General features: G+C 62.3%; 25 protein-coding genes. 10 read left to right on the top strand and 15 right to left on the bottom strand.

Annotated elements, in window-relative coordinates:
* Window positions 1-40: 40 nt before the first annotated feature.
* On the bottom strand, window positions 41-553 hold the full coding sequence (locus tag PQU95_RS06140) for an Mpo1 family 2-hydroxy fatty acid dioxygenase (RefSeq protein ID WP_272751183.1): 513 nt from the start codon (window positions 551-553) through the stop codon (window positions 41-43).
* A gap of 30 nt (window positions 554-583) precedes the next feature.
* Between PQU95_RS06140 and PQU95_RS06135 the strand changes: the two genes are divergently transcribed.
* Window positions 584-1,282 carry a Crp/Fnr family transcriptional regulator gene (locus PQU95_RS06135; protein WP_272751182.1) on the top strand — a complete coding sequence of 233 codons (699 nt, stop codon included), beginning with the start codon at window positions 584-586 and terminating at the stop codon, window positions 1,280-1,282.
* Window positions 1,283-1,329: 47 nt separating this feature from the next.
* Window positions 1,330-2,349, top strand: a complete 1,020-nt coding sequence (locus tag PQU95_RS06130; RefSeq protein WP_272751181.1) for a potassium channel family protein — start codon at window positions 1,330-1,332, stop codon at window positions 2,347-2,349.
* A 54-nt stretch (window positions 2,350-2,403) separates the two neighbouring features.
* Here the strand turns inward: PQU95_RS06130 and ppnP are convergent, their stop codons facing one another.
* Both ppnP and PQU95_RS06120 read right to left on the bottom strand, forming a co-directional pair.
* The gene (ppnP, locus tag PQU95_RS06125; protein WP_017508353.1) at window positions 2,404-2,715 is read right to left on the bottom strand and encodes a pyrimidine/purine nucleoside phosphorylase; all 312 of its coding nucleotides are present in this window, start codon (window positions 2,713-2,715) and stop codon (window positions 2,404-2,406) included.
* Window positions 2,716-2,904: 189 nt separating this feature from the next.
* Window positions 2,905-3,993: an HD domain-containing phosphohydrolase gene (locus tag PQU95_RS06120; protein WP_272751180.1), complete on the bottom strand. Its 1,089-nt coding sequence runs from the start codon at window positions 3,991-3,993 to the stop codon at window positions 2,905-2,907.
* A gap of 317 nt (window positions 3,994-4,310) precedes the next feature.
* Here PQU95_RS06120 and PQU95_RS06115 point away from each other — a divergent pair, with 317 nt between their 5' ends.
* Both PQU95_RS06115 and PQU95_RS06110 read left to right on the top strand, forming a co-directional pair.
* Window positions 4,311-4,514, top strand: a complete 204-nt coding sequence (locus PQU95_RS06115) for a cold-shock protein (RefSeq protein ID WP_026107859.1) — start codon at window positions 4,311-4,313, stop codon at window positions 4,512-4,514.
* 109 nt (window positions 4,515-4,623) lie between these two features.
* On the top strand, window positions 4,624-5,184 hold the full coding sequence (locus tag PQU95_RS06110; protein ID WP_272751179.1) for a DUF1415 domain-containing protein: 561 nt from the start codon (window positions 4,624-4,626) through the stop codon (window positions 5,182-5,184).
* A 114-nt stretch (window positions 5,185-5,298) separates the two neighbouring features.
* On the opposite strand, the gene PQU95_RS06105 is transcribed toward PQU95_RS06110, so the two are convergent.
* On the bottom strand, window positions 5,299-5,874 hold the full coding sequence (locus tag PQU95_RS06105) for a lysophospholipid acyltransferase family protein (RefSeq protein ID WP_272751178.1): 576 nt from the start codon (window positions 5,872-5,874) through the stop codon (window positions 5,299-5,301).
* A 260-nt stretch (window positions 5,875-6,134) separates the two neighbouring features.
* Between PQU95_RS06105 and PQU95_RS06100 the strand changes: the two genes are divergently transcribed.
* Window positions 6,135-6,302 carry a hypothetical protein gene (locus PQU95_RS06100; RefSeq protein WP_017508347.1) on the top strand — a complete coding sequence of 56 codons (168 nt, stop codon included), beginning with the start codon at window positions 6,135-6,137 and terminating at the stop codon, window positions 6,300-6,302.
* A gap of 147 nt (window positions 6,303-6,449) precedes the next feature.
* Here the strand turns inward: PQU95_RS06100 and PQU95_RS06095 are convergent, their stop codons facing one another.
* Window positions 6,450-8,513, bottom strand: a complete 2,064-nt coding sequence (locus tag PQU95_RS06095) for a sensor histidine kinase (protein WP_272751177.1) — start codon at window positions 8,511-8,513, stop codon at window positions 6,450-6,452.
* On the bottom strand, window positions 8,492-9,907 hold the full coding sequence (locus PQU95_RS06090) for a sigma-54-dependent transcriptional regulator (protein WP_272751176.1): 1,416 nt from the start codon (window positions 9,905-9,907) through the stop codon (window positions 8,492-8,494). Before PQU95_RS06090 ends, PQU95_RS06095 begins: the two co-directional genes overlap by 22 nt.
* Window positions 9,908-10,125: 218 nt before the next feature.
* Between PQU95_RS06090 and fdnG the strand changes: the two genes are divergently transcribed.
* Genes fdnG through fdhE form a run of 5 tightly spaced genes read left to right on the top strand, consistent with a single transcriptional unit; the run spans window position 10,126 to window position 16,446 of the window.
* A complete protein-coding gene (gene fdnG / locus PQU95_RS06085) occupies window positions 10,126-13,182 on the top strand; it encodes a formate dehydrogenase-N subunit alpha (RefSeq protein WP_272751175.1) in 3,057 nt (1,018 codons plus the stop codon).
* Between the two features lie 13 nt (window positions 13,183-13,195).
* On the top strand, window positions 13,196-14,098 hold the full coding sequence (gene fdxH, locus PQU95_RS06080) for a formate dehydrogenase subunit beta (RefSeq protein ID WP_272751174.1): 903 nt from the start codon (window positions 13,196-13,198) through the stop codon (window positions 14,096-14,098).
* Window positions 14,095-14,715: a formate dehydrogenase subunit gamma gene (locus PQU95_RS06075; RefSeq protein WP_272751173.1), complete on the top strand. Its 621-nt coding sequence runs from the start codon at window positions 14,095-14,097 to the stop codon at window positions 14,713-14,715. The genes fdxH and PQU95_RS06075 overlap by 4 nt, the downstream gene beginning before the upstream one ends.
* Window positions 14,712-15,572 carry a formate dehydrogenase accessory sulfurtransferase FdhD gene (fdhD, locus tag PQU95_RS06070; protein WP_272751172.1) on the top strand — a complete coding sequence of 287 codons (861 nt, stop codon included), beginning with the start codon at window positions 14,712-14,714 and terminating at the stop codon, window positions 15,570-15,572. The genes PQU95_RS06075 and fdhD overlap by 4 nt, the downstream gene beginning before the upstream one ends.
* A complete protein-coding gene (gene fdhE, locus PQU95_RS06065; protein WP_272751171.1) occupies window positions 15,562-16,446 on the top strand; it encodes a formate dehydrogenase accessory protein FdhE domain-containing protein in 885 nt (294 codons plus the stop codon). The genes fdhD and fdhE overlap by 11 nt, the downstream gene beginning before the upstream one ends.
* 104 nt (window positions 16,447-16,550) lie before the next feature.
* Here the strand turns inward: fdhE and PQU95_RS06060 are convergent, their stop codons facing one another.
* From PQU95_RS06060 to ald, 9 genes are all read right to left on the bottom strand, one after another.
* Entirely contained in the window at window positions 16,551-17,477 is a 927-nt protein-coding gene (locus PQU95_RS06060) for a GNAT family N-acetyltransferase (RefSeq protein WP_272751170.1), read from the bottom strand.
* Window positions 17,478-17,563: 86 nt separating this feature from the next.
* Window positions 17,564-18,355 carry a TrmH family RNA methyltransferase gene (locus tag PQU95_RS06055; protein WP_272751169.1) on the bottom strand — a complete coding sequence of 264 codons (792 nt, stop codon included), beginning with the start codon at window positions 18,353-18,355 and terminating at the stop codon, window positions 17,564-17,566.
* 3 nt (window positions 18,356-18,358) lie between these two features.
* Window positions 18,359-19,687, bottom strand: a complete 1,329-nt coding sequence (locus tag PQU95_RS06050) for a histidine kinase (protein WP_272751168.1) — start codon at window positions 19,685-19,687, stop codon at window positions 18,359-18,361.
* The gene (locus PQU95_RS06045; RefSeq protein ID WP_272751167.1) at window positions 19,674-20,420 is read right to left on the bottom strand and encodes a class I SAM-dependent methyltransferase; all 747 of its coding nucleotides are present in this window, start codon (window positions 20,418-20,420) and stop codon (window positions 19,674-19,676) included. Before PQU95_RS06045 ends, PQU95_RS06050 begins: the two co-directional genes overlap by 14 nt.
* Window positions 20,420-21,349 (bottom strand): flagellar motor protein MotB, encoded by a 930-nt coding sequence (gene motB, locus PQU95_RS06040; RefSeq protein WP_272751166.1) that lies wholly within the window; start codon window positions 21,347-21,349, stop codon window positions 20,420-20,422. Before motB ends, PQU95_RS06045 begins: the two co-directional genes overlap by 1 nt.
* Before the next feature lie 222 nt (window positions 21,350-21,571).
* Entirely contained in the window at window positions 21,572-22,951 is a 1,380-nt protein-coding gene (locus tag PQU95_RS06035) for an aspartate aminotransferase family protein (RefSeq protein WP_272751165.1), read from the bottom strand.
* Window positions 22,952-23,028: 77 nt separating this feature from the next.
* Window positions 23,029-24,363, bottom strand: a complete 1,335-nt coding sequence (locus PQU95_RS06030) for a glutamine synthetase family protein (RefSeq protein ID WP_272751164.1) — start codon at window positions 24,361-24,363, stop codon at window positions 23,029-23,031.
* Between the two features lie 54 nt (window positions 24,364-24,417).
* Window positions 24,418-25,173 (bottom strand): gamma-glutamyl-gamma-aminobutyrate hydrolase family protein, encoded by a 756-nt coding sequence (locus PQU95_RS06025; protein ID WP_272751163.1) that lies wholly within the window; start codon window positions 25,171-25,173, stop codon window positions 24,418-24,420.
* A 14-nt stretch (window positions 25,174-25,187) separates the two neighbouring features.
* Window positions 25,188-26,312, bottom strand: a complete 1,125-nt coding sequence (ald, locus tag PQU95_RS06020) for an alanine dehydrogenase (RefSeq protein WP_272751162.1) — start codon at window positions 26,310-26,312, stop codon at window positions 25,188-25,190.
* Window positions 26,313-26,432: the final 120 nt, after the last annotated feature.

Below are 26,432 nucleotides of genomic sequence, written 5' to 3'. Positions count from 1 at the left end.
TCCACCCCTCAGGCAAAAGGAGCGGGATTATAGCGAATCTTCAGCGACCTGCCGCGACTTTCTGCACTGCACGCACCGGGCCGGCGCCTTCTATGATGCGCGCCTGCAAATCACGGTAAAACCCCAGCAAAAACAGCCACTCGGCCACCACGAACAACGGCCCCACCAACAAACCCACCAAGTCATCGACAAAGGCAGGTTTGCGCCCCTCGTACCAGTGGCCGACAAACTGTATTACCCAGCCGGCCACAAACAACATCAGCCCCAGCCAGCCACCCCATGGCAAGGCGGCCAACTGCACGCCAGCCCAGCCGGCCAGCAGCATGAGCAACGCCATCAGCGCACCCAGCCCCCAGTCTAGCCGCAGATAAAACACGATGGCACCCAGCAATACCGGGTGCAGCGCCGACAGCCCCAGCGCCAGCGGCACGCAGGCCAGCAATACGGCCACCGCCAGCACGATCAGGGGGATGCCGACAAAATGGGTATGGATATTGCGCAGGTCGCGGTGATAAGCGGCGTAATTGACTAAATGCGCTTGCAGCGTTTTCATGGTGAACCTCCATCATCAGGAAGCACCATCATGCCCTTGCCGCACGAGGCGTTCTGTCAAGCTGGCGACAAAACCGGGGCTTTGCGCTTGCTGGCTGACAGCAGCTGGTTTGCCAGCCTGCCAGACACCCTGCAAACCAGCCTGCAAACGCTGGGCCGCAGCCGTAGCCTGCCCGCGGGCGGTTATCTCTTTCTGCAAGGCGACCCGGCAGACGGGCTGTATGGCATTTTGCAAGGCAGCGTGCTGATTGGCAGCAGCTCGGCAGTAGGCAAAAACAGCGTACTGGCGCGCCTCGCCCCCGGCCAGTGGTTTGGCGAGGTGGCGCTGTTTGACCTGGGCCCGCGCACGCACAATGCCCATACCGATAGTGGCTGCCTGCTATGGCATGTACCGCACGGCGCACTGCTGGCCTGGCTGGAAGCTTGGCCGCAGGGCTGGTACTACCTGGGTCAGCTCATGGCCGGGAAAACCCGCCAGCTCATGAGCGGGCTGGCACAGCAAACGCTGCTGTCACCGGAAGCCCGCGTGGCGCAGCGCCTGCTCTTGCTTGCCGGCGAAAGCCAGGCCGTGAGCCTGAGCCAGGAAGCACTGGCCAGCGCCACCGGCATCAGCCGGCAAACCTGCAATACTATTCTGGGCCAGCTGGCTGACGCCGGGCTGATCAGCATCGCGCGCAAACAGCTTACCTTGCTGAACCGGCCGGCCCTGCAGCGCATTGGTGCGAATTAGCGGTACAAAACACCCCCGACTGGCAAGCCAGCCATTAAAATAGCGGCATGAGCCTGCTAAACACCCACACCATGGGGCGCGCCCTGGCCAGCCGCCTGCTATTCCTGTTTGCCCTGGTACTGAGCGCCGTCGTCATGGGCACGCTGGGCTACCACCTGCTGGAGGGGTGGAGCCTGTTTGACAGCCTGTACATGACGGTGATTACCCTGGCCACCATAGGCTATGGCGAAACCCACCCGCTGGACATGTTTGGCCGCGCCTTTACTGTCGTGCTGATCATCTTTGGCACCGGCGTCATGGGTTACGGCATTTCCTCCCTCACCCTGCTGCTATTCCAGGGCGACCTGCCCCACTACCTGCGCGTACGCAAAATGGACAAAATCATCTCCCGCCTGGAAAACCACATCATTATCTGCGGCCTCAGCCGCACAGGGCTGTATGCGCTGGAAGAGCTGACACGCAGCGGGCACGACGTGGTGATCATCGAAAAAAGCGAAGCACAGATACAGCAATGGCTAGGCGGCAAAGAACGCCCCTATATCGTGGGCGACGCCACCGAAGACGACAATCTGCTGGCTGCAGGCATCGAACGCGCCCAAGCCATCATTACCAGCCTCACATCGGACGCCGACAATGCCTTTGTGGTGGTAACCGCGCGCAGCCTCAACAGCCAGCTCTCCATCGTATCGAAAGCCGAAACCGAAAGCGCCCGCAAGAAACTGCTGGCGGTCGGTGCGGATCAGGTAGTGATCCCGTCCTACCTGGGCGGCATGAACATGGCCAACCTGGTGATCAAGCCGGAAACCCTGCATTTTTTCGAACGTCTGCACACGCGCTATCCCAACACTTTCCGCGCGCAGGTAGTGCCGGTAGAGCCGCTTTGGGTTGGCCGCAGCATTGCCGAGTGCATGCCGGTCGGCGATGGCAGCGTGATTGTAGTGGCACTGGAAATGCCGGGCGGCGAAGTCGCCTTCAACCCGCCGGCCGAAACCCTGCTGTACGAAGGCCAGTCGCTGATGATCATCGGCCGCAAGGCCGTGCACACCCCACCGCTCGCCCAAGCGTGATACCCATGAAAAAAGGTTGGCCGCGGCCAACCTTTTTTCATGGATCAGGGCAGATCAGCCGAAGTGGCACACGTAGTGCACGGTCTCCAGCACCTCGATCTGGAACGAGCTCTCGCCCGGTACATTAAACGACTGGCCGGCACCGTAGGTCTTGGCTTCGGTCTCGCCCGCCAGCGTGACTTTGCACTGGCCGTCGATCAGTTCCATCACCTCGGGCGCACCGGTACTGAACAGCAGTTTGGCCGGCAGAATCACCCCTACCGATTTGCGGGTACCATCCGGCAGCACCACGGTATGGCTCACGCACTTGCCATCAAAATAGACATTGGCCTTTTTGACCACACTTACATTATCGAACTGGCTCATGATTTCTCCTTGTTTGGGCACGGCCGTTACACGGCTCTTACCCGCATCATGCCCCCAGCCGATTTGTAGCGTCAATAAATGAAACGGGGCGTCAACCGCCCCGGATTCACCACCACCACAGCCTCGCGGCCAGGCCAGGCCAGTCAAGCGCCGGCAAGCCTTGCCGATTCAGGCACTTGCCCTTACCCGCTAGCGCACGTGCGGCAACACAAAACCGCGCTCGATCATGTCACGCACCACCAGATTGAAGCAGGCAATCCACGCCGGATCAAACTGCGATTCGCAAGCATTCACCTCGGCCACCGCCCGCAACAGGGAGCGCACCTGGCGACGCTGGCCATGTTTCAGGATCACCGCCTCGAAGGTATCGATAATGGCCAGCAGTTTGGCGCCTTCGCAAATCATGTCGGCACGCTTTCCCGCCGGGTAGCCGGTGCCATCGATGCGCTCGTGGTGCTCGCGCACAATACGTGCGGCCTCCTCCCAGCCACGCATGCGCGCCAGCATATCCGCCCCCCAACCCGGGTGTGCGGCCAACTGCAAACGGTCGGCATCGCTGAGCTTGCCGTGCTTGAGCCACAGCTCCTCCGGCAGGAACATCATGCCGACATCGTGCATGCATACCGCGGCCTCCAGCTGCAGCGGGTCGATCGGCTGGACGGATGCCTCGTTGCAGGCCGCCGCCAGCAACAGATTGCGCTCGGTACGGCCCTGGAATAGCAGCGAACGCTGTTCGAACTGCAGCGCCAGGGTGCGGAAATACTGCAGATCAGCGTCTACCTGCGGCGAGCGCGGCACGGCCACCGGCAAGGGCTGCTGTGGCAAGAAGCCGGTCAGGCGCTTGATGACCAGCCACGCCTGTGCCTCCACCAACGCAGGTGCGGTGTCGTTCAGCTGGCTCATTTCCGCCACCAGGCGGTTGAAGTCGGTCAACGGTACTTCGCGGCCACTGTCCAGCTCGCTGATGACCAGCTCCAGACGGTCCATGGCGAGCAGCAACAACTGCTCCAGCGCACCATCGAATGGCAGGCCACCACTGCGCACGCGGGATAGCAGGTCTTCTGCCGCGTGCACCATGGGTTCCACAAACCCCAGGCGGCACAACCCTGCATCACCCTTGATAGTGTGAAAAAGCCGCATCAGCTCTGCCAGCATGCCCGCATCCTGCGGGCTTTGCCGCAGCGCGGCCAGCAAGTTGGCGATACGCGGTGCGTAATCATCCAGCGCGTACTGAAAATCGGAAAAACTTTCTTCATCTTCAATGCGGTAACGATCCATGACGGTCTCCAGAGGCCAAGGCGTATAAGCTGCCAGCGTGAATCTACTATAGTGTTTACCCGGCAAAGCCTGATAGCAAATACTGCCAATACCTGTATGCATGTCATGAAACCCCTATCGCCAATGCATTTTTTTTACGCCGGCGCGCAAAAAACACTTGCCGAGGCAATCAAGCGCAGGCAGACTGCGTGCTGCAGTTTTTCAAGTCGTGATCTGTCAGTTGTTGTAGTGGCGTTGCCCGTACCACAGTTTGTCATTTCCCTTGATTGACATGCGCTTTTCTCATACTCAACGCTATTCTCATAAGGGAACAGAACATGGCAACCGGTACCGTTAAATGGTTTAACGACTCCAAGGGCTTCGGCTTCATCACTCCGGACAACGGCGGTGACGACGTATTCGCTCACTTCTCCCAGATCAACGCTAAAGGCTTCCGCACTCTGGCTGAAAACCAGCGCGTTAGCTTCGATATCGTTGACGGCCCTAAGGGCAAACAAGCTTCCAACATTCAGCCTCTGTAATTCAGACGCTGGCTGTTACTAGCCTGTAAAAGAAACCCGGATGATCTCATCCGGGTTTTTTGTATTAGCGCATTAGCCGCGGCGACTTATACGCCGCAGGAGCCACCACGTGGAACTCTCACACGACGACATCATCGCTGCCACCCGCAACTGGCTGGAAAAAGCCGTTATTGGCCTGAACCTGTGCCCTTTTGCCAAGTCGGTATATGTAAAAGACCAGGTACGCATTGTCATCAGCGACGCCAAAGACCCGGCCACACTGCTGGAACACCTGATGGCCGAGCTGCGCCTGCTGGCTGACAGCGAGCCCGAGGAAGTAGACACCACCTTGCTGGTACACCCCTACGTACTGCAGCGCTTCCTGGACTTTAATGACTTCCTGGAGATCGCCGACGCGGCACTGGCCGACATGGGCCTGGAAGGCACGCTGCAGGTTGCCGACTTCCACCCCAAGTTCCAGTTTTCCGGCACCACTATCAACGACGTCAGCAACAACACCAACCGCTCGCCCTTCCCCACCTTGCACCTGATACGCGAGAGCAGTATCGAACGCGCCGTAGAGGCGTTCCCGGATGCGGCCACCATCTACGAGCGCAATATCGCCCTGATGCAAGAGATGGGCCGTGATGGCTGGGAAGCGTTGAATGTCGGCACCCCGAAAAGCAAATAAGCCATCAGGGCCGAGGCCAGTTTCCGCCTTGCTGCAGAGAATAAAAAAGCCAGCTTCCGCTGGCCTTTTTATTCTCTGCCTTACTGGCAGCAGTGTGAATAAGCCGAGAGAAACTTATTGATTCTGCGGGCACTTGCCAGTGACATTCTGGTAACGGGCACGAATAAGCGGCATGTCGCGCGCAATATCGCCGCTAGGCTGAAACATACCCATGACACCACCCTGCTTTTTGGCAAAATCCAGATAGCCCAGCGCGATCGGCACCCCCGCACCACAGGCTATGTGATAAAAGCCGGTCTTCCATTCTGCCACCTTGGCACGCGTCCCCTCCGGCGGAATCGCCACCGCCAGCTGCTGGCTACGATGGAACACCTCGACCATCTGCTCTACCAGCGAATTCTTCTGGCGTCGATCCACCGGAATGCCACCCAGCCAGCGCATCACCGGCCCTTTCCAGCCGGTAAACAGCGTGTGCTTGCCCATCCAGTACAGCTTGGCGCCGCCGGCAAAACAGAACATCAGCGTATAGGGGAAATCCCAGTTGCTGGTATGCGGCGCACCGATCAGCACATATTTCTTGTCGGCAGGAAACGCACCATGCAGGCGCCAGCCCAGCAGCCGCAGCGCAATCAGGGAAAACCAGCGCAACAGCGTACGCAAGACAGGTGTATCGAAAATGGTGGAGTGCATTAAATGCTACCGCGAAGGCAAACGGCGCACTGTATAGCAGCCCGTGCACGTGGTAAATCAGTCATAGAAAAGAATACTCAAACGACCACATTCGATAGATTTTGCCAGACGAATACAACACTTATCCACCACTTGCGGCGCACACCGGACACAACACGCAAATGAGACTTGCACACTACGCTGGCACGGCGTAATAAAGCAGTAACGCTAAGCGGTCAGATTGCTAGATAGAGCAGCATCCCTTCAAAGGAGAAGCCGTCATGTCGCAGTATCAGTCCAAGTCTTCGTACTATGAAGTTCGCGCCGAAGTGCGCAGCAACGCCCTGGCTGGCAAACCCATGCCACGCAGCCGCCCTTGTGATATCCGCAATGCCGCCGCCCGCCGCGAGATAGAACGGCGGCGCATAGAGCGCGAAGCAAGGGAATAAGCGCCCCCTGGCAGCTCCCCTGCACCACGCACCCTGCTGCAACGCACAACGCAGCAGGAGGAACCGGTCAACCGTATTGCACGCCACTGATCAGTAAACAATAAGCGCCCCGAGGGGCGCTTATTGCTGCCTTACCATACCAAACACCTACAAGTCGCAAGCCACCTCTTCCGGGCCGGCCAGCGCCGGCTCGCATGGCAGCCACACCCGAAAAGCTGCTCCGCCAGCTGACAGGTTGGCCGCATGGATATCCCCGCCGTAGCGCTCCACCAGGCCGTGACACACCCACAAGCCCAAGCCGCTGCCTTCCGCCTTACGGGTAAAGAACGGCGTAAACAGCTGCGCCATATCCCCCGGCGCTATGCCTGGCCCGCTATCCGACACCGTCAGCAGCACGCCAGCCTGGCCATCCGCGCCGGGACAATCCCGCGTGGCCAGCGACAACATGCCACCTTCCGGCATCGCTTGCAGGGCGTTGAGCAGCAGATTGATCAACACTTGCTGCAGCTCGTAACGGTTCACCAGCAAAGCGCCTGCAGCCTGCCAATCCTTGCTGACAGCCACGTGGCTGCGCCCCAGCTGGTGACTGACCAGCACCAGGCTATCCTGAAACACCTCCTCGGGGCGTACTTGCTGCAGGTAGCCCGAATACTCGCTGGGGCGGGCATACTGCAGCAGCTTGGCCACAATCAGCCGGATGCGCTGTACCTGCTCGTTCAGCAGACGGAACTCCTCGGCCACCGGCGCCCCGGCCTCGCCCAGCAGCTCGCGCATCAATTCGAGATTGCCCTGTATCACTGCCACAGGGTTATTGACCTCGTGCGCAATGCCCGCTGCCAGCTGGCCAATGGCCGCCAGCTTCTCCGACTTGAACAGTTGCTGCTGCGCCGTCAGCAGGGTCTGGTTGGCCGCAGCCAGCTCGCGCGTGCGCTCGGCCACCTTGTCGTCCAGCTCGGCGGCCCAGCGCGTCAGCGCCTGGTTTTGCGACTGGATACGGTCCAGCAGGTGGTCAAAATGGCTGGCCAGCATGGCCAGCTCGTCGTCCTGCGGCAAACGGCCCACGCGGGCATCCAGCTGCCCCGCCTCCACCTGGCGCATAGTGGCGCGCAGCCGCCCCACCGGGTGGATAACCGACTGGGCAAAGCGCCAGCTCACCCAGGCCGCCACCGCCATGGTGATGGCAAACAGCACAAACAGCACCGCCAGCGCCATCCATTTGGCCAGCACGAAAGGCTGCTCCAGAAAGCCCACATACAGCATGCCCACCCGCTCGCCACGGCTATCTTTCAGGGGCTGGTAACCGGACACATACCAGTCGCCCACCACCAGCGCCCTGTCCAGCCATAGCTGGCCGTGCTCCAGCACGCGGTCGGCTACCGCGCCGGACACCCGGGTGCCGATAGCCCGCCCGCCCTGGGGCAAGGCCACAGTAGTAGCGATACGCACATCATCCAGAAACAGCGTAGTAGAGCCGCGGCTACGCTGCGGCAGCGAGCCTGGCGGGTAAACCAGATGCTGGATGCGGTCGACAAAGTCCACATTGCGATTCAGCAGCAAGCCGCCCACCAGCGCCATGCGCCGCCCGGGCACCGCCGCGGCAGCGTGCAGCACCAGCCCGGACAGGCTCTGCTGTTGCAGGCTGGGCCGGGCACCGCGCGTTGGGCGCAGCTCGATGCGCGCACGCTGGGCCAATGCCGGCGACAGTGCGGCCAACTGCGCCGGGCTGAACGTATCCAGCGCGACACGATTCTGCCCGGCCAGGCCGGCAGCCAGCACGCTGCCATCCGGGTAGGCCGGGTGCGGCGTGCCGCGCAGGGAGCTCGCCACCACCTGTTGGCGCTCATCCACCAGCAGCAGGTAATCCAGCGCCAGCGACTGCGCCCGCGACTGCAACAACGCGTCCAGCCCGGCCCCGGGGTGCCGCCAGGCATCGGCCAGCGCTTCGGAATTGGCCAAGGCTTCGATGTTGCGGCCAACATCGCCCTGCACCCGCTCAAAGTAGGTCGTCGCTACCGCCAGGTCGCTACGCACCTTGAACACCAGCAGCTCCTGAAAAGCCGCCCCGCCCCAACCGGCCAGCAACAGCAGCAACACCGGAAACCCCACCACCAGCGGGAACAGCGCCAACGCGACAAAACGGTTGCGCACCGAGCGGTTCAGCGGCTGCATCAGCCGCTGCCACAGCCGCGCTACTCGCCCCAGGCCAGACATTTGCGTTCCAGCGTCTTGCGCGAGATACCCAGGCGGCGCGCCGCCTCGGACTTGTTGCCACCACAGGCTGCCAGAATGGTGCGGATATGGCGGTTTTCCACCTCGGCCAGGCACTCGTCCGCGCCGGCCAGGTTGGCCGCAGCCTCGCCAGCCGGCCCGGCACTACCGGCCGCGCGCGTGCATGGCAGGTCGCGTGGCACATAACCCAGAATCAGCGAGCGCTCTACCAGGTTCTTCAGTTCGCGCACATTGCCCGGCCAGTCGTAGGCGGCCATGGCCGCCAGAATGGCCGGCTCCACCTCTACCGGCTGCACCCCCAGCGCGGGGCTGAGCAGGTCCATAAAATGTGCGGCCAACTCGGGCAGGTCTTCGGTACGCTCGCGCAGTGGTGGTAAGTGCAGCTCCAGCACCTGCAGGCGGTAATACAAATCGGCACGGAAGCGCCCGGCCGCCACCTCGTCCGCCAGCGGCTTGTTGGTGGCGGCAATCACGCGCACATCTACCTTGATTTCCTGCTCCGAGCCCACCGGGCGGATGCGGCGCTCCTCCAGCACACGCAGCAGCTTGGCCTGGATGGGCAAAGGCAGCTCGCCGATTTCATCCAGAAACAGCGTACCGCCGCGGGCGTAGTAAAACAGGCCGTCGCGGCTACCGGTAGCGCCGGTATACGCCCCCTTCACATGGCCGAACAGCTCGCTTTCGATCAACTCTTGCGCGATGGCAGCGCAGTTCACCGGTACAAAGCTGGCATTGGCGCGCGGGCTTTGCTGGTGCAGCGCGCGGGCCACCACTTCTTTGCCGGTACCGGACTCCCCCTGTATCAGCACAGTAGACGGCATGGGCGCAAAGCGCTGCAGCAGGGTGCGCAGCTCGGCGATAGCCGGCGAGTGGCCGATCAGGCCGTCGCGGCTGACATGGCTGCGGCTGGCGTGCGAGGCCACCTCGCGGCGCAGCACCCAGTTTTCTGCCTCCAGCCGCGCACGCTCGAAGGCGCGCCTGGCCGAGTTGATCAGCTGCGCCAGCGAAAACGGCTTCAGCAGAAAGTCCGAAGCGCCGGCGCGCAAGGCGTCGATAGCGGTTTCCACGTCGGCAAACGCCGTCATCAGGATGACTTCGCTGTTCACCCCGCGCTCGCGCAGCTGCTTGAGCCAGTTCACGCCCGACATGCCGGGCAGGGAAATATCCAGCACGATCAAATCGAAACGCTGCTGCGCCACCAGTGGCTCGGCATCCTCGACGCTACCGGCGGTATGCACGCTACCGCAGCGCACCTCCAGCGCACGACGGATGAAATTCACCATGCCCGGCTCGTCATCCACTACCAGCACGCTATAGCTGCCCCATGGCTTGGCCGCATTCTCGGCGGCAGCCACCAAGGTGTTTTCTTGCTGCAAGACCCTACTCCTTCTACGGACAAATAGTCGCACCCGGCACAGGGGCATTGGGACTATTTGTCTGGCTTTTATTGCTACCGGCGGCAGGCCGGATCACGTAAAGCCTTGTTTATTCGTGACATACGTAAAAACCCCACCCCGGGCACGGCAAATGCTATGCCAAGGCTATTGCGCAACCCGGCGTACGTCAAACGAATAGCGATAAAAAGGAGAGTCCGATGGAAGTGAACCGGCGGCAGTTTTTCAAACTCAGCGCGGCGCAAGTAGGCGCCTCCAGCCTGGTAGCCATGGGTTTCAGCCCGGCCGAGGCGCTGGCCGAGGTGCGCCAGTACAAGCTGCTGGGCGCCCGCGAAACGCGTAACACCTGTACCTACTGTTCGGTGGGCTGTGGCCTGATCCTGTACAGCCTGGGTGACGGTGCCAAGAACGCCAAAGCGGAAATCATGCACATCGAAGGCGACCCGGACCACCCGGTCAGCCGCGGCTCGCTCTGCCCCAAAGGCGCCGGCTTGCTGGACTTCATCCACAGCCCGAAACGCCTGAAATACCCGGAAGTACGCGAAGCCGGCAGCAACGAGTGGAAGCGTATCAGCTGGCACGACGCGATCCACCGTATTGCCAAACACATGAAGGCCGACCGCGACGCCAATGTGCTGGACAAGAATGCCGACGGCGTACCACTGAACCGCTGGCTGACCACCGCCATGCTCACCGCCTCGGCCGGCTCCAACGAAACCGGCATCATCACGCAAAAATTCCTGCGCAGCCTGGGCATTATCGCTACCGACGCCCAGGCCCGCGTCTGCCACGGCCCTACCGTATCGGCGCTGGCGTCGACCTTTGGCCGCGGCGCCATGACCAATAGCTGGGTGGACATCAAGAACGCCGACTTTATCCTGGTGATGGGCGGCAATGCTGCCGAGGCGCACCCGGTGGGCTTCAAGTGGGCGATCGAAGCCAAGAAAACCCGCGGCACCAAGCTGATCGTGGTAGACCCGCGCTACAACCGCACCGCGGCGGTGTCTGACTTGTACATGCCGATTCGCGCCGGTGCCGACATCCCGTTCCTGGGCGGCGTGATCAACTGGCTGATCGCCCACGACAAGATCCACTGGGAGTACGTCAAAGCCTACACCAACGCCAGCTTTATCGTGGGCGAAGGCTTTGGCTTTGAGGAAGGCCTGTTCAGCGGCTACGACGAAGCCAAGGGCAAGTACGACCGCAGCAGCTGGGCCTACGAGCTGGACGCCGACGGCAACGCCAAGACCGACCCCACGCTGCAACACCCGCGCTGCGTGTGGAACCTGATGAAAGCCCACTTTGCCCGCTACACGCCGGAAGTAGTGACCAATCTGTGCGGCACGCCGGTAGAAGGCTTTCTGGAAGTATGCAAACAGCTGGGCGAAACCGCCCGCCCGGACAAAGTCGGCACCATCCTGTACGCCCTGGGCTGGACCCAGCACACCGTGGGCGCGCAAAACATCCGCACCATGGCCATGATCCAGCTGCTGCTGGGCAATATGGGCATGCCCGGCGGCGGCGTGAACGCGCTGCGCGGCCACTCCAATATCCAGGGCCTGTCCGACCTGGGTCTGCTGTCTACCGCCCTGCCGGGCTACTTGACGCTGCCCAACGAGAAAGACCACCCCGACTACGCCAGCTACATCGCCAAAACCACGCCCAAGGCGCTGCAGCCTAACCAGTTCAACTACTGGAGCAACACGCCCAAGTTCTTTGTCAGCCTGATGAAATGGTTCTGGGGCGACAAGGCCAGCGCAGACAACAACTGGGGCTTTGACTGGCTGCCCAAGTGGGACAAGCTGTACGACGTACTGCACATCGTGGAACTGATGCACCAGGGCAAGATGAATGGCTTTATCGTGCAGGGCTTCAACCCGCTGGCGTCGTTCCCGGACGCCACCAAGGTCACCCAGGCGTTCAGCAAGCTCAAATACATGGTGATCATCGACCCGATCGCCACCGAAACGTCCACCTTCTGGCAAAACCACGGCGAGTCGCACGACGTGAACCCGGCCGACATCCACACCGAGGTGTTCCGCCTGCCGTCCACCTGTTTTGCCGAGGAAGACGGCGCCATCGTCAGCTCGGCACGCTGGCTGCAGTGGCACTGGAAAGGCGCCGACGCACCGGGCGAAGCCAAGGGCGACAACGAGATCATCGGCGAGCTGTTCAACACCCTGCGCCAGATGTACCTGCAGGAAGGCGGCAAGGTGGCCGAACCCATCCTGAACGTGGCCTGGAACTACCGCGACCCCAACGCGCCATCGGCAGAAGAGCTGGCGCGCGAGATGAACGGCAAGGCGCTGGCCGACCTGCCGGACCCGAAAGAGGCCGGCAAATTCCTGGCCAAGAAAGGCGAGCAGCTGCCAGGCTTTGCCGCATTGCAGGACGATGGCAGCACCAGCTGCGCGTGCTGGATTTTCTCCGGTAGCTGGACGCAGGCCGGCAACCAGATGGCACGCCGCGACAACACCGACACCGGCCTGGGCAACACGCCAGGCTGGTCGTGGGCGTGGCCGGCCAACCGCCGCATCCTGTACAACCGCGCCAGCTGCAACCCGGCCGGCGCACCGTGGGACCCAACACGCAAGCTGATTGGCTGGAACGGCGAAAAATGGGCCGGTGCCGACATCCCCGACTTCAAGGCCGACGCCGGCCCGGATAGCGGCATGAACCCGTTCATCATGAACCCAGAAGGCGTGGCGCGGCTGTTCTGTACCGACAAGCTGGCCGACGGCCCCTTCCCCGAGCACTACGAGCCAATGGAAAGCCCGATCGGTACCAACCCGCTGCACCCCAAGGTAGTCAGCAGCCCGGCGGTACGCATCTTCAAGACCGACCGCGAACGCCTGGGCACGCACAAGGAGTTCCCGTACGTGGGCACTACCTACCGCCTGACCGAGCACTTCCAGTTCTGGACCAAGTCGGTACTGCTGAACGCCATTGCGCAGCCGGAACAGTTTGTCGAGATCGGCGAAGCACTGGCAAAAGAAAAAGGCATCGTGCAAGGCGACACAGTGAAGGTCAGCTCCAAGCGCGGCTTCATCAAGGCCAAGGCAGTGGTCACCAAGCGGCTGATGGCACTACAGGTGAACGGCCAGACCGTACACCAGATCGGCATTCCGCTGCACTGGGGCTGGGAAGGCGTGGCACAAAAAGGCTACCTGACCAACAGCCTGCCGCCTGCCGTGGGCGACTGCAATACGCAGACCCCCGAGTACAAATCTTTCCTGGTCAACCTGGAAAAAGCCTGAGGAGCCCCGGACCATGGCACTGCAATCACTTGATATCACCCGCCGCTCCGCCAGCCCCACGGCCAGCCCGCAGGCGCGCAAAACCATCGAAATCGCCAAGCTGATCGACGTTTCCACCTGTATCGGCTGCAAGGCCTGCCAGGTGGCCTGTTCGGAGTGGAACGACATCCGCGAGGAGGTTGGCCACAACATCGGCGTCTACGACAACCCCACCGACCTGAGCGCCGACGCCTGGACGGTGATGCGCTTTGCCGAAGAAGAAAGCAACGGCAAGCTGGAATGGCTGATCCGCAAAGACGGCTGCATGCACTGCGCCGACCCTGGCTGCCTGAAAGCCTGCCCGTCGCCGGGCGCCATCATCCAGTACAGCAACGGCATCGTGGATTTCCACCAGGAAAACTGTATCGGCTGTGGCTACTGCATTTCCGGCTGCCCGTTCAACGTGCCGCGCATCAGCAAGAAGGACAACAAGGCCTACAAGTGCACCATGTGCTCGGACCGCGTATCGGTAGGCCAGGAGCCAGCCTGCGTGAAAACCTGCCCTACCGGCGCCATCCAGTTCGGTAGCAAGGAAGACATGAAAGACGTGGCCGCCACCCGCGTGGCCGACCTGAAAACCCGTGGCTACGCCAATGCCGGCCTGTACGACCCGCAAGGCGTGGGCGGTACCCACGTGATGTACGTCCTGCACCACGCCGACAAGCCGGAACAGTACTCGGGCCTGCCCAAAGACCCGGCCATCAGCACCACCGTGCAGCTGTGGAAAGGCTGGCTCAAACCGCTGGCCACCATCGGCATTGCCGCCGCCGGCCTGTTCGGCTTCTTCCACTACATCACCGTGGGCCCGAACCGCCCGGACGACGACGATGAACACGCTGCGGCCAACCCTGCCGCCAAACAGGAGGACAAGGCATGAAAGAGCAACTGATCCAGCGCTATAGCGCAGCCGAACGCATCAACCACTGGATTGTGGCGGTGTGCTTCATCCTGCTGGCAATTTCCGGCCTGGCGTTTTTCTACCCGGCCTTCTTCTGGCTTACCGGCGTATTCGGCACCCCGCAGCTGGCGCGCATCATCCACCCCTTTGTGGGTGTGATCATGTTCGTGGCCTTTGCGCGGCAGTTTTTCCGTTACTGGCACCACAACCTGATCAACAGCGAAGACATCCGCTGGATGAAGTCGGTCAAAACCGTGCTGTCCGGCCACGAGGTAGGCGATACCGGCAAGTACAACGGCGGCCAGAAAGGCATGTTCTGGCTGATGTGCGTGTGCATGGCCGTGATGCTGGTGTCGGGCTTCATCGCCTGGCGGCCTTACTTTGCCGGCTATTTCCCCATCCCTGTCATCCGCCTGGCACTGCTGGCGCACGCCTGGGCCGCCACCGGGCTGATCGCCGGCATCATCGTGCACGTGTACGCCGCGTTCTGGGTAAAAGGCACTATCCGCGCCATGGTGGAAGGCGTAGTGACCCACGCCTGGGCCAAGAAGCACCACCCGCGCTGGTACCGTGACATGACAGGCAAGCAAAAATGAGCTGCGCGCTGCCCGTGCCTGCCGATGACACCCAGCCTGCCAGCCAGTGCCTGCCGGTACTGCGCCTGCAGGCGGGTAGCGCGGTGGCCGCCACCGACCAGCTGATTACCGAAGTACCCGTGGCCATGGTGTACAACGGCGTCTCGCACGCAGTGCTGCTGGCCAGCCCCGCCGACCTGCACGACTTCGCGCTGGGCTTTGCCCTGAGCGAAGGCATCCTGGCCCACGCCAGCGAGCTGTACGACTGCGAGGCCTGGCAAAGCGAGGCCGGCATCGAGCTGCGGCTCGATATAGCCAGCGCGCGCTTTAGCCAGCTCAAAGCACGGCGGCGCAATATGGCCGGGCGCACCGGCTGCGGCCTGTGCGGCGTAGATAGCCTGGACGCCGTGGCGCAAACCATCGCGCCACTGCCCTTGCGGCCAACCTTGCACGCCGACAGCATCGCCCGCGCCGTAGCCGCCCTGCCGGCACGGCAGCCGCTGCACGCGGCCACCGGTGCCGCCCACGGGGCCGCTTACTGCCACGCCGACGGCAGCATCGTGCTGGTACGCGAAGACGTAGGCCGCCACAACGCACTGGACAAGCTCATCGGCGCGCTGCGCCGGCAGGGCATCGATACCCGCGACGGCTTTGTGCTGGTATCCAGCCGTGCCAGCTACGAAATGGTGCAGAAAACCGCGCAAGCCGGCATAGCGGCGCTGATCGCCGTGTCTGCTCCCACCGCCTATGCGGCCCAGCTGGCCGGGCAATGCGGCCTGCTACTGGCAGGCTTCGCCCGCCCCGGCCGCCTGGTGGCCTACACCCATACCGAGCGGCTTATTACCGCCCACGCAACGGAAATACACCATGTTTATTGACGATCTGGCCATTCAGGACACCGCTATCCCGCAGCCGCTACGCCCGCCAGGCCAGCAGGTATTTACCCGCCGCGCCGAGCGCCTGCGCACCCTGGCACAGGGCCATGCCATGGCCGACTTCTTGCACTGCTGCGCCGCCATCGCACAAGCCCAGCAAGCTTGCCACGACAGCCTGGCCGAACAGGCGGTCAATAGCACCGCCTGCCTGCGCGACATACTGGCCCGCCTGCACCAGGCGCTGGGCCAGGCGCTGGGCGATGGCAGCCACAGCGCCATACTTTGCCTGCTGGCCATGGACGACGACGCCCTGCAGGCCCTGGCCTTGTCGCTGCGCGCCGGCACCGCTGCGGCCAACCCGGCGCTGCAGGCTGGCCTGCCGCTACTGGGCGCGGCACTGCAGGTGCAGGCTGTCATCAGCGCCCGCCAGCGTGACCTTGGCCGCCTGCAACATACCGAGAGCGACCACTGCCCGGTGTGCCACGCCCCACCGGTGGCATCGCTGCTGCGCCGCGGCGACAGCGGTCACGCGGTGCGCTATGCCTGCTGTAGCCAGTGCGCCAGCGAATGGCACGTCACCCGTGTGAAATGCCTGGGTTGCGGCAATACCCGCCAGCTGCAATACCGCAGCCTGGCGCACCGTGATGCCGAGCCGGCTGCCGCCAACCACAAACAGCCGCACCAGCACCGCGCCGTGCAAGAGGCAGAATGCTGCGACAGCTGCCACGGCGAGCTGAAAATCGTGTCCACCCTGCTGGACCCGCTGGCCGAACCGTTTGCCGACGATCTGGCCAGCCTGATGCTGGACATGCTGGCCGGCGAAGCGGGTTACGGCCGCATCGGCGTGAACCCGTACTTTATCGCCGGTGACAGCTAGGCACGACACGCGGCCAACCCTTGGCCAAACGCAGCGCCATGGCAAACGGCCGCACACTGTGCGGCCGTTTGCATTCCCTGCCAGAAGACAAACCCAGGTTGCCATCACACCCCTGGCTTGGTCACCTTGGTGGCTGCTTGCCAGCGGTAGTAGATATCCCATTCTTCTTCGTGCGTAGGCACAAAGCCATGGCGCAGGTAGAAAAGGTTGGCCGCACTGCCACGCAGCGCCCCCAGGCACAGCGGCAAACCCGCTGCCGCCGCCTCGGCCTGCACCTGCTGCAGCACCGCACCGCCGACGCCCTGCCCTTGCAAGCCTGGCTGCACATACAGGTGGTCCAGGTAATGGCAGTCGGCCAGCTGGCGACGCGCCAGAAAGCCGATGCGCTGACCGGCGCGCACGATCCAGCGGGTATCCGCTGGCTGAAAACTGGCGGCCAACCGCGCACGCGCGCGCTCGGGGTCAAAGCGGCCGATGGCTTCCAGGCTAGGCCGCATGGCAGCCAGGCGCAGCACCAGCAGCGCCTCGAAATCGTCAGCAACGCACGGCTGCAGCTGGTAGCCCGCCGGCACGGCATCGTCAGCCAGCGGCTTGTGCATGAAAACGCTTAAAGGGTGGCCGGGGTAGTCGCCAAAGGCGGCGCAGCGCGCAAACCCCTGCGCCGTGTAAAAGGCTAGCGCCGCCGGCTGCAGCGGTCCGGTTTCCAGCATCAACGCCGGGCAGCCGGCTGCCTGCGCGGCGGCTGTCAGCTGCTGCAGCAATAGCGCGGCAACGCCCTGCCCGCGCAGCGCCGGCTGCACGTACATGCGCTTGATCTCGCCATAGTCCGCGCCTAACACCACAGCGGCGCAGCCACGCGCTACACCGGCAGCGTCACGCGCTACGGCAAAGCGCACCTGCGGCTGGCTCAGCGCCGAAATATCCAGCGTATAGCAGGCCTCGGGCGGGTACAGGCAGCCCTGGTAGGCGTCCAGCTCGGTGATGAGGGCGATAATGTCGGGCTGGCCCGGGTGTTCGAAGGCGATGTGCATGACAAGTGTCCGGCGGGCGCAAGCTTGGCCGCAAATGAAAATGGCAGGGTTTTCACCCTGCCATGCTGCGGCAATACTGGCAAGCCTTAAGCGCCTGTCTCCAGCTGGCGCACGCGCTCGAACAGGCACACGGTCGCCGCCATGGCCACATTCAGTGACTCGGCGTGGCCAGGCATGGGGATGCGCACACGCAGGTCGGCCGCCGCCAGCACGTCGGCGCTGACACCAGCCCCCTCGTTACCGAACACAAAAGCCACATCACCGGCCAGATCCTGGCCATACAGCGATACGCTGCCCTCCAGATGGGTGACCAGCTTGCGGCCCGGCCAGGCGGCCAGTGCAGCTGGCAGGTCGGCCGCTTCGTGGATATTCAGGGCAAAGTGCGCGCCCATGCCGGCGCGTAACACCTTGGGCGAGTACACATCCACGCAGCCTTTGGACAGATACACATCGCGCACGTTGGCCGCAGCCGCACAGCGCAGGATGGTGCCGAGGTTACCCGGGTCCTGCACATCGTCCAGCATCACGCACGGCGCGCCGCTGGCGGTGGCGTGCGCTGCCGGGCGGCGGCACACGGTGAGCACCTCGGCCGGGGTGGCCAGCGCGGTGACTTTGGCCAGTACCGGCGTGGCCACCAGCACCGCCAGGCGGCGGTCCAGCCTGGCCAGCAAGGGCAGCAGCTCGCCGTGGTGCTGCGCGCTTTCGTTTACGTAGACAGCGTCAATGCCCAAGCCTGCGTCGATGGCAGATTGCAGCAGGTGCAGGCCTTCCAGCACCAGCTGGCCGTGCTTGCGGCGCTCGCGCGCATTAGTAAGCAGGCGGCCCAGATGTTTGAGTTCATCGTTGGCCGCCGAGGTAAGGGTTTTCTGGAATGTCATGCTTTACAAGGCTATCTGCGACACCCGCGCCACGGTTTCCTTGAAGCGCTGGTAGGTGTCGTCGTCTATGGGTTTATTGCTGCGGAAATTATCGACAAAGAATACGCCCGCCAGTGTATGGCCGGTAAACACCGACATGCAGGCAAAGGCGCTGTCGCCCAGGTGGCCAAAGAACGGGTCTTCGTACTTGCGCGCCAGCTGCGCCCGTGTGGCGGCGGGCGCATGGAAGCTTTGCGGCTTGCTGGCCAGCAGGTTGAAGAAGCTGCCCGGCTCCAGCGATACCGCCAGCTTGCGTATCGGGTCGTGGTCGTCCAGCCCTACCTGGTAGCGCAAGCGCAAAGTGTGGGTGGGCTGGTCGTAGCGCAGGAAAAAAATGCGCTCCAGCTTGAGGTCGTTGGCAAAGTGGCGGATAGACTCGCGCAGCGCCACATCCAGCTGCTCGGCACCACTGAGCGTGGAGACCGGGTTTTGCTTGACCAGGCTGGGGAACGGGCCTTCCAGATACATATAGGCGCGGGCGCTGTAGGTGTAGCCGGTAGCACGCGGGTTGCGTGCAATCTGCAAAATGGCCTGCTGCACCACCTTGTGCGCCTCTTCCGGGCTGCAGCCTATCAGCTTGGCCGCCGCCTCGATACCCACATTCCACTGCGAGCGCCACCAGCCCTGGTCCACGCCGTTGGCGGTGGCAATGGCCAGCTTGAGCAGCTGCTTGCGGCGGTTGCCCGGGCCGGTACCCAGGTTGGCCAGCAGGCCGCTTGGCAGCGGCATTTTCTGGATGAAATGCTCCAGCAGCTTGGGGTACTCGGTTTTGAAAACGTCGGACACTTCCTGCAGCAGCGGGCCGTGCGGCACCCGGTTGCGGTAAATCAGGTACAGGCAGGCCGGCAGGTTGTACACCAGCGCCGCCAGGAAGCAGTCTTCTACCTTGTAGTCGTCCAGCATGGCCAGCCAGCCCTTGATGGTAAAGGCAGCAATACGGCTGCGCCCCAGCCAGTCACCCAGCGCGTCCAGCACGTCTTCGTCCAGCTTGCCACGGCTCACTTCCAGTATCGGGATGTTGCGGTAGCGGGTGTTGACGGCCTCCAGCCCCAGCATCATCAGCATCTGCTCCACCGTAGGGGTGGCCTCGCTGCGTTGCAGGGCTTTGGACGCACCCACTACCCGCAGCAGGTCCAGCAGCAGGAAAGGGTCGGACAAGGTAAGGTTGGACAGATCGGAAAACGCGATCTGGTCAGGGTGCTGACTCATCATCTGGCGCACCTTGACTGCGGTGCCAGGCAGGATAGGCCAGCGGTTTTCAGCCAGGGAAGACAACCAGTTAGCTAGTTCCATGCGGGTGCCGCCAGATCAAGAGTTCTTTTTGCAAAATCCCCCCCAGCGGCAAGCGCTGGGCAGGCTCTTCAGTATTGATAGTGAATGTATTACTAATCAGCCAGCTATTTGTGTGGCATTTATTTAAAAAATACTGCCACACTTTTTCCATCGGCGCCGGGGAAAGAAAGGCGTGAATCACGTCGTACTGCGCCCAGTCTTGCTGCCAGAAGTTACCGTAGTACAGCCGAGCATTGGCCGGCCGGCCGGACAGCACAAAGCGGCAGTAGCTCCATAACCAAGGCAGCATGGCATTCTCGACACCCGCCACCTGCACATCCGGGCGCAGCTGCGCCAGGCGCAATACCACGCGGCCATCGCCACTGCCCAGGTCCAGGACACGGGCGCCTTGCGGCAGCCAGGCCGCCAGCACCTCGGTACTTTCGCGCGACGACAGGTACAGCGGCACACGCTCGGTGATGGCATTGCGTGACACGGCATAAGTCAGCACAAACGCCAGCAGATACACCCAGGGAGGCAGCGCCAGCCACAATGCGGCCAACACCAGCGGGCCTGCCACGGCATGCAGCCAGCGCGCCATGCCACGCTGGCGCAGCAGGCTGGCCAGCAGCAAGGCCAGCACCGCCTGCAACCCACACCACAGCACGGGCTGCGCCAGCGGTGCCACAAAGTAAAACACCAAGAGCGCGGCGCTCAGCTGGATCAGCAGGGCACGCAGCAGCGCTGCCAGCATCAGTGCCCGCCTGCCGGCGCTACCGCAGCAGCCGCCTCTTGCGGGCTGCTGACCGTGGCCTTGCTCAGGTCGGCATCGCTGGAAATCAGACCGTCGCCACGGATACGCGACTCGGCGTCCTTGTTCAGGATCACAATGGCGATACGGCGGTTTTCCGGGCTGAATACGTTCTGCTTGTTCAGCGGATCTGCCGGGCCCAGGCCCACCACGCGCAGTACCTTTTCATCCAGCATGCCACCGGCAATCATCTCGCGCCGCGCCGCATTGGCACGGTCGGCAGACAGCTCCCAGTTGGTATAGCCGGCGTCACTGCCGGAAAAACGGTTGGCATCGGTATGGCCGGAAATACTGATGCGGCTGTCGATATCGTTCAGCTCGCGGCCGATGGACTGCAGGATCTCGCGGGTATGTCCCAAGGGAGCAAAGCCACCCGACTGGAACATGGGGCGATTCTGTTCGTCGATGATCATGATGCGCAAACCATCGGGCGTCATTTCCATCTTCACCTGGTTTTTGAACTGTTTCAGCGCCTCGCTCTTGGCCATGCTGTCTTCCAGCTTGCTCTGCAGGCGCTTTTGCAGCTTGTTCAGCTTTTGTGCTTCTTCTTCGGCCTTGGCCGGGTCCGGGTTACCCTTTTTGACCAGGCCGGCAGATTTGGTCAGGTCGGTACCGCCCCCCTTGATCACCGATGTAGAGGCGCCCGCTCCTTCACCACCTTGCAAGGCGGTTTTCAGGGGCGATTTGAAATAGTCGGAGATGCCGCTAAGCGTGCCCTGCGAGGTAGAGCCCAGCAGCCACATCAGCAGGAAGAACGCCATCATGGCGGTAACAAAGTCGGCGTAGGCAATTTTCCACGCCCCGCCGTGGTGGCCGTGGCCACCTTTCTTGATCTTTTTGACGACTATGGGGCGTTGTGATTCGTCAGCCATGCTTGCAGCCCTTGTTATCGCGGGTAAACGGCGGGCGCGGCGCTGGCCGGCATGCCCGTCGGTATGGTTAAACACTGCCGCCACTTACTGCGTGCGGCCAACCCTTATCTTACTACATGACTTGCAGCTGCTGTGCTGCCTTGCCACTGCCACTCGGCATGCGCGGCGCGACCAAACGGCAAAAAACCCGCCGCAGCGGGTTTTTTGCTAGCCGCGGGCGGCTCAGGCCAGGCCTTTTGCCTTCAGCTGGCGCTCGAACTCGGCCATGCAACGCGCGGCCGTATCGATCATCTGGTCTACCTCGGCCTTGCTGATCACCAGCGGCGGTGCCGACACAATATGGTCGCCGCAGGCACGCATGATCAGGTTATTGGCAAAGAAGATGTCACGGCACATCAGGCCGATCTCGCCCCAGTTGTCGAACAGCTCGCGCGTGGCTTTGTTTTTCACCAGGGTAAACGCCTGGATCAGGCCTACGCCGCGGATGTCGTCCACGTGTTCGAACTGGCTGAAGGTTTCGCGCCAGCGCTGTTGCATGTACGGGCCGATGTCTTCTTTCACGCGCTGTACGATGCCTTCGTCGCGCAGGGCTTTCACGTTGGCGTGCGCCACGGCGGCGGCAACCGGGTGGCCGCTATAGGTAAAGCCGTGGTTGAAATCGCCACCGGCAGCCAGGGTGCTGGCCACTTCGTCGTTCACGAACACGGCACCGATAGGCAGATAGCCGGACGACAGGCCTTTGGCGGTAGTGAAGATGTCCGGCTGGAAGCCGAAATGCGTCTGGCCGAACCATTCGCCGGTGCGGCCAAAGCCGCAGATGACTTCGTCGGCCACCAGCAGGATGTCGTACTGGCGGCAGATGCGCTGTACTTCCGGCCAGTAGGTAGACGGCGGCACAATCACGCCGCCGGCGCCCTGGATAGGCTCGCCCACAAAGGCCGCAATCTTGTCAGCGCCGACTTCCAGGATTTTTTCCTCGATCCAGCGCGCGGCAGCTACGCCGAACTCTTCCGGGGTCATGTCCTTGCCGTGTTTGTAGTACCACGGCTGTTCAACGTGCACGATGCCGGGAATCGGCAGATCGCCCTGCTCGTGCATATAGCTCATGCCACCCAGGCTGGCGCCACCGATGGTGGAGCCGTGGTAGCCGTTCCAGCGGCCGATCAGGGTTTTCTTCTCTGGCTTGCCCTTCACGTCCCAGTAGCGGCGCACCATGCGGATCATGGTATCTACCGACTCGGAGCCGGAGTTGGTGTAGAACACGTGGTCGAAACCCTGCGGGGCAACTTCGGCCAGCAGGTGCGACAGCTCTACCACCGCCGGGTGGGAGGTCTTGAAGAAAGTATTGTAATAAGCCAGCTCGTCCATCTGGCGCTTGGCCACGTCGGACAGGTCCTTGCGGCCGTAGCCGATGTTCACGCACCACAGGCCGGCCATGCCGTCCATGATCTTGTTGCCTTCGCTATCCCACAGGTAAATGCCGTCCGCACGGGTAATCATGCGCACGCCCTGCTCGTTCAGCGAAGCGGTGTCGGTAAAGGGGTGCAGGTGGTGAGCGGCATCCATCTCGCGCCAGGCTGCGGTGTTACGTTGCTGCGTCATTTCTACTCTCCGGTAAACACCGCCTGCGGCACCAAGGTTGGCCGCAGGCGGTAGCATGCGTTGTTGTCGTTATGGTGTTACACGTGCAGCAGCAGGAATTTGCGTTCCCACGGGCTGATCACGCGGAAGTACTCGGAGAATTCCTTCTCCTTCATACCCACATACATTTTCACGAAGCGCGGGCCAAGAATCTCGGCGATGTCACTGCAGTTTTTCAGGCGCACCAGCGCTTCTTCGGTGCCGTGCGGGAACTGGAACGGCAGCTCGTAAGCATCGCTGGACAGCGGGTCGCGCGGCTTGATCTTGTTCACCATGCCCAGGTAACCGCAGGCCAGGGTGGCCGCCATGGCAATGTACGGGTTCACGTCCACGCCCGGTACGCGGTTTTCCACGCGGCGCGCAGCCGGGGACGAGTGCGGTACGCGCAGGCCCACGGTGCGGTTGTCGTAGCCCCACTCCACGTTGGTCGGCGCAGCGGTGTAGCGCGACAGACGGCGGTAGCTGTTGACGTACGGCGCGAAGAACGGCATGCATTCCGGCAGGTAGTGCTGCAAACCGCCGATGAAGTGCAGGAAGTCATCGGAGGTGCTGCCGTCCGGGTTGCTGAAAATGTTCTTGCCGGTTTCGATGCTGGCCACGCTCTGGTGGATGTGCATCGCGCTGCCCGGCTCGCCTTCCATCGGCTTGGCCATGAATGTGGCATACATATTATGGCGGAAGGCGGCTTCGCGCACTGTACGCTTGAACAGGAATACCTGGTCGCACAGGTCCAGCGCATTACCGTGCAGGAAGTTGATTTCCATCTGCGCGGTGCCGATTTCGTGAATCAGCGTGTCCACTTCCAGGTTCTGGGCGTGGCAATAGTCATAAATGTCTTCAAACAGCGGGTCGAACTCGTTTACCGCATCGATGGCGTAGGAGCGGCGGCCGAATTCGGCGCGGCCGGTACGGCCGATAGGTGGTGCCAGCGGGATGTCCGGGTCCGGGTTGGGCGACAGCAGGTAGAACTCCATCTCCGGCGCCACCACCGGTGCCCAGCCCTTGTCTTCGTACATCTTCAGTACGCGGCGCAGTACGTTACGCGGTGCCACTTCTACCGGCTGGCCATCGGCGCGGAAGGCGTCGTAAATCAGCTGGGCGGTAGGGTCGGTGGCCCATGGCACGTAGCGCAGGGTGTTGGGGTCGGGCAGCAGTACCATGTCCGGGTCGGTCAGGTCCAGCATGCTGTCGTCGGGGTAGTCGCCGGTAACGGTCTGGATCAGTACCGCCTCCGGCAAGCGCATTTCCGACTCGGAAACGAACTTGTCTTTCGGAACGATCTTGCCGCGTGCCACGCCGGTCATATCCGGCACAATGCACTCCATCTCGGTAATACGGTGCTCGCGCAGCCATTCAAACATTTGGTGACTCATGATGCATTTCCTCTATTTTCCGGTCTATGCCGGAAGGGTTTGCCGAGTACACGTCTATTGGTTTCGACGCATACGGCGCTCTCGGCAAGCGTCGCCGAAAGCCTTGAAAATCGCTTGTGAAGCCTTGTTGTCCCAGTATTTCCATTCCGGGTGCCACTGTACGGCGTAGGCAAAACCGGGGGCCTTGTCAAAGCGATACGCTTCTACCAGGCCGTCTTCGGCCAGCGCCTCGGCCACCAGGCCATCGGCCAGGCGCTTGATGCCTTGCTGGTGAATGGAGTTCACCTGCACGCTGTCACAGCCCAGCCAGCCCTGCAGCCAGCTGCCTGCGGCCAAGCTTACCGGGTGCGCCGGGCCGTACATGTGGTCCAGGTCTTGCGTATCCGGCTCGCGGTGGTCGTGCAGCCCCGGCACTTCCTGCACGTGCTGGTGCAGCTCGCCGCCCATCACCACATTGATCTCCTGGAAGCCGCGGCAGATACCCAACAGTGGCACGCCTTCTTTTACCAGCATGTCGATCAACGGCAGCGTGGTGGCGTCGCGCGCCTTGTCGTGCAGCGTACCCTCACGGCTGGGCTCGCCCTGATAGTGGTGCGGCTCCACATTGGATGGCGAACCCGGCAGCAGAATGCCGTCCACCAGGTCGACAATGGCGCGCAGCTGGCTGGCATCGCCCAGCGAAGGGATAAGGATGGCCACGCCACCGGCCCCGCCCACGGCGGCGGTGATGTACTTCTCACCTACCGCGTGAAACGGAAACAAGCCGATCTGCTTGACGTCGCACGGTATCCCGATAATGGGTTGCAACATGATTTCCTCGTTTGTCAGTACGCTGCCCGGGCAGCGGCCAGTGGCTCGACATAGTCGTAGCCCAGGGCCTGCGCCACCGCAGCGTGGGTTACCTTGCCACGGCAGACATTCAGGCCGTGACGCAGGTGTTCGTTATCCGTCACCGCCTGTACCCAGCCCTTGCCCGCCAGTTCCAGCGCATACGGCAAGGTGGCGTTGGTCAGCGCCATGGTGGCGGTTCTTGCAACACCGCCCGGCATATTGGCCACGCAGTAGTGCACGATGCCATCCACAATATAGGTGGGGTCCTGGTGCGTGGTGGCACGGCTGGTTTCAAAGCAGCCGCCCTGGTCAATGGCTACATCCACCAGTACCGCACCCGGCTTCAGGTGCTTGAGCATGGCACGACTCACCAGCTTGGGCGCCGCGGCACCCGGTATCAGCACCGCGCCGACTATCACGTCCGCCTCGCGGATACTGTCTTCGATGTTGGCCGCATTGGACATCAGCGTTTTGATACGCCCGCCAAATACCATGTCTATCTCTTTCAAGCGCGCCAGCGATTTATCCAGAATGGTGACATCCGCCCCCAGCCCCATCGCCATGCGCGCCGCATTCAAGCCCACCACCCCGCCGCCGATCACCACCACCCGGGCCGGTGCCACACCGGGCACACCGCCCAGCAGCACGCCACGGCCGCCTTGCGCTTTTTCCAGTGCATGCGCGCCGGCCTGAATCGCCATGCGCCCTGCTACCTCGGACATCGGCGCCAGCAGCGGCAGGCCGCCACGCTCGTCGGTGACCGTTTCGTAGGCGATGGCCACCGCGCCCGATTCCAGCAGCAGGCGCGTTTGCTCCGGGTCCGGTGCCAGGTGCAAATAGGTAAACAGCAGCTGCCCGGGGCGTAACATGCGACACTCCACCGGCTGTGGCTCTTTTACCTTGATGATCATTTCTGCCTGGGCAAACACCTCGTCGGCACGGGCGGCAATGCCGGCCCCGGCCTGCAGGTAGTGCTCATCGGTAAAACCGATTGCCAGGCCAGCCTGACTTTGCACAATCACCTTGTGGCCGGCGGCCACCAACTCACGCACACCGGAGGGCGTAAGGCCCACGCGGTACTCATGATTTTTGATCTCCTTCGGAACGCCGATTAACATAGCTGACTCCTTTGGTGGTGTCGTGAATAATTAGCAGCAATTGTTTAAAAAAATCTACAACAAGCTTGCAGTCACACACTGATTTTGACTATAACTTGCACACCTTGCAAAGAAATTTCG

This window comes from Vogesella aquatica, from assembly GCF_028548455.1.
Taxonomy (GTDB): domain Bacteria; phylum Pseudomonadota; class Gammaproteobacteria; order Burkholderiales; family Chromobacteriaceae; genus Vogesella; species Vogesella aquatica.
Note: the sequence above shows the minus strand (reverse complement) of the source record. Positions and strands in the feature narration are given on the sequence as shown.

Excerpts from the sequence above, each read along its gene's own strand:
- PQU95_RS06140 (WP_272751183.1), bottom strand. The coding sequence starts at position 553 with ATGAAAACGCTGCAAGCGCATTTAGTCAATTACGCCGCTTATCACCGC.
- PQU95_RS06135 (WP_272751182.1), top strand. The coding sequence starts at position 584 with ATGCCCTTGCCGCACGAGGCGTTCTGTCAAGCTGGCGACAAAACCGGG.
- PQU95_RS06130 (WP_272751181.1), top strand. The coding sequence starts at position 1,330 with ATGAGCCTGCTAAACACCCACACCATGGGGCGCGCCCTGGCCAGCCGC.
- ppnP (WP_017508353.1), bottom strand. The coding sequence starts at position 2,715 with ATGAGCCAGTTCGATAATGTAAGTGTGGTCAAAAAGGCCAATGTCTAT.
- PQU95_RS06120 (WP_272751180.1), bottom strand. The coding sequence starts at position 3,993 with ATGGATCGTTACCGCATTGAAGATGAAGAAAGTTTTTCCGATTTTCAG.
- PQU95_RS06115 (WP_026107859.1), top strand. The coding sequence starts at position 4,311 with ATGGCAACCGGTACCGTTAAATGGTTTAACGACTCCAAGGGCTTCGGC.
- PQU95_RS06105 (WP_272751178.1), bottom strand. The coding sequence starts at position 5,874 with ATGCACTCCACCATTTTCGATACACCTGTCTTGCGTACGCTGTTGCGC.
- PQU95_RS06100 (WP_017508347.1), top strand. The coding sequence starts at position 6,135 with ATGTCGCAGTATCAGTCCAAGTCTTCGTACTATGAAGTTCGCGCCGAA.
- PQU95_RS06095 (WP_272751177.1), bottom strand. The coding sequence starts at position 8,513 with ATGTCTGGCCTGGGGCGAGTAGCGCGGCTGTGGCAGCGGCTGATGCAG.
- fdnG (WP_272751175.1), top strand. The coding sequence starts at position 10,126 with ATGGAAGTGAACCGGCGGCAGTTTTTCAAACTCAGCGCGGCGCAAGTA.
- fdxH (WP_272751174.1), top strand. The coding sequence starts at position 13,196 with ATGGCACTGCAATCACTTGATATCACCCGCCGCTCCGCCAGCCCCACG.
- PQU95_RS06075 (WP_272751173.1), top strand. The coding sequence starts at position 14,095 with ATGAAAGAGCAACTGATCCAGCGCTATAGCGCAGCCGAACGCATCAAC.
- fdhD (WP_272751172.1), top strand. The coding sequence starts at position 14,712 with ATGAGCTGCGCGCTGCCCGTGCCTGCCGATGACACCCAGCCTGCCAGC.
- fdhE (WP_272751171.1), top strand. The coding sequence starts at position 15,562 with ATGTTTATTGACGATCTGGCCATTCAGGACACCGCTATCCCGCAGCCG.
- PQU95_RS06060 (WP_272751170.1), bottom strand. The coding sequence starts at position 17,477 with ATGCACATCGCCTTCGAACACCCGGGCCAGCCCGACATTATCGCCCTC.
- PQU95_RS06055 (WP_272751169.1), bottom strand. The coding sequence starts at position 18,355 with ATGACATTCCAGAAAACCCTTACCTCGGCGGCCAACGATGAACTCAAA.
- PQU95_RS06050 (WP_272751168.1), bottom strand. The coding sequence starts at position 19,687 with ATGGAACTAGCTAACTGGTTGTCTTCCCTGGCTGAAAACCGCTGGCCT.
- PQU95_RS06045 (WP_272751167.1), bottom strand. The coding sequence starts at position 20,420 with ATGCTGGCAGCGCTGCTGCGTGCCCTGCTGATCCAGCTGAGCGCCGCG.
- motB (WP_272751166.1), bottom strand. The coding sequence starts at position 21,349 with ATGGCTGACGAATCACAACGCCCCATAGTCGTCAAAAAGATCAAGAAA.
- PQU95_RS06035 (WP_272751165.1), bottom strand. The coding sequence starts at position 22,951 with ATGACGCAGCAACGTAACACCGCAGCCTGGCGCGAGATGGATGCCGCT.
- PQU95_RS06030 (WP_272751164.1), bottom strand. The coding sequence starts at position 24,363 with ATGAGTCACCAAATGTTTGAATGGCTGCGCGAGCACCGTATTACCGAG.
- PQU95_RS06025 (WP_272751163.1), bottom strand. The coding sequence starts at position 25,173 with ATGTTGCAACCCATTATCGGGATACCGTGCGACGTCAAGCAGATCGGC.
- ald (WP_272751162.1), bottom strand. The coding sequence starts at position 26,312 with ATGTTAATCGGCGTTCCGAAGGAGATCAAAAATCATGAGTACCGCGTG.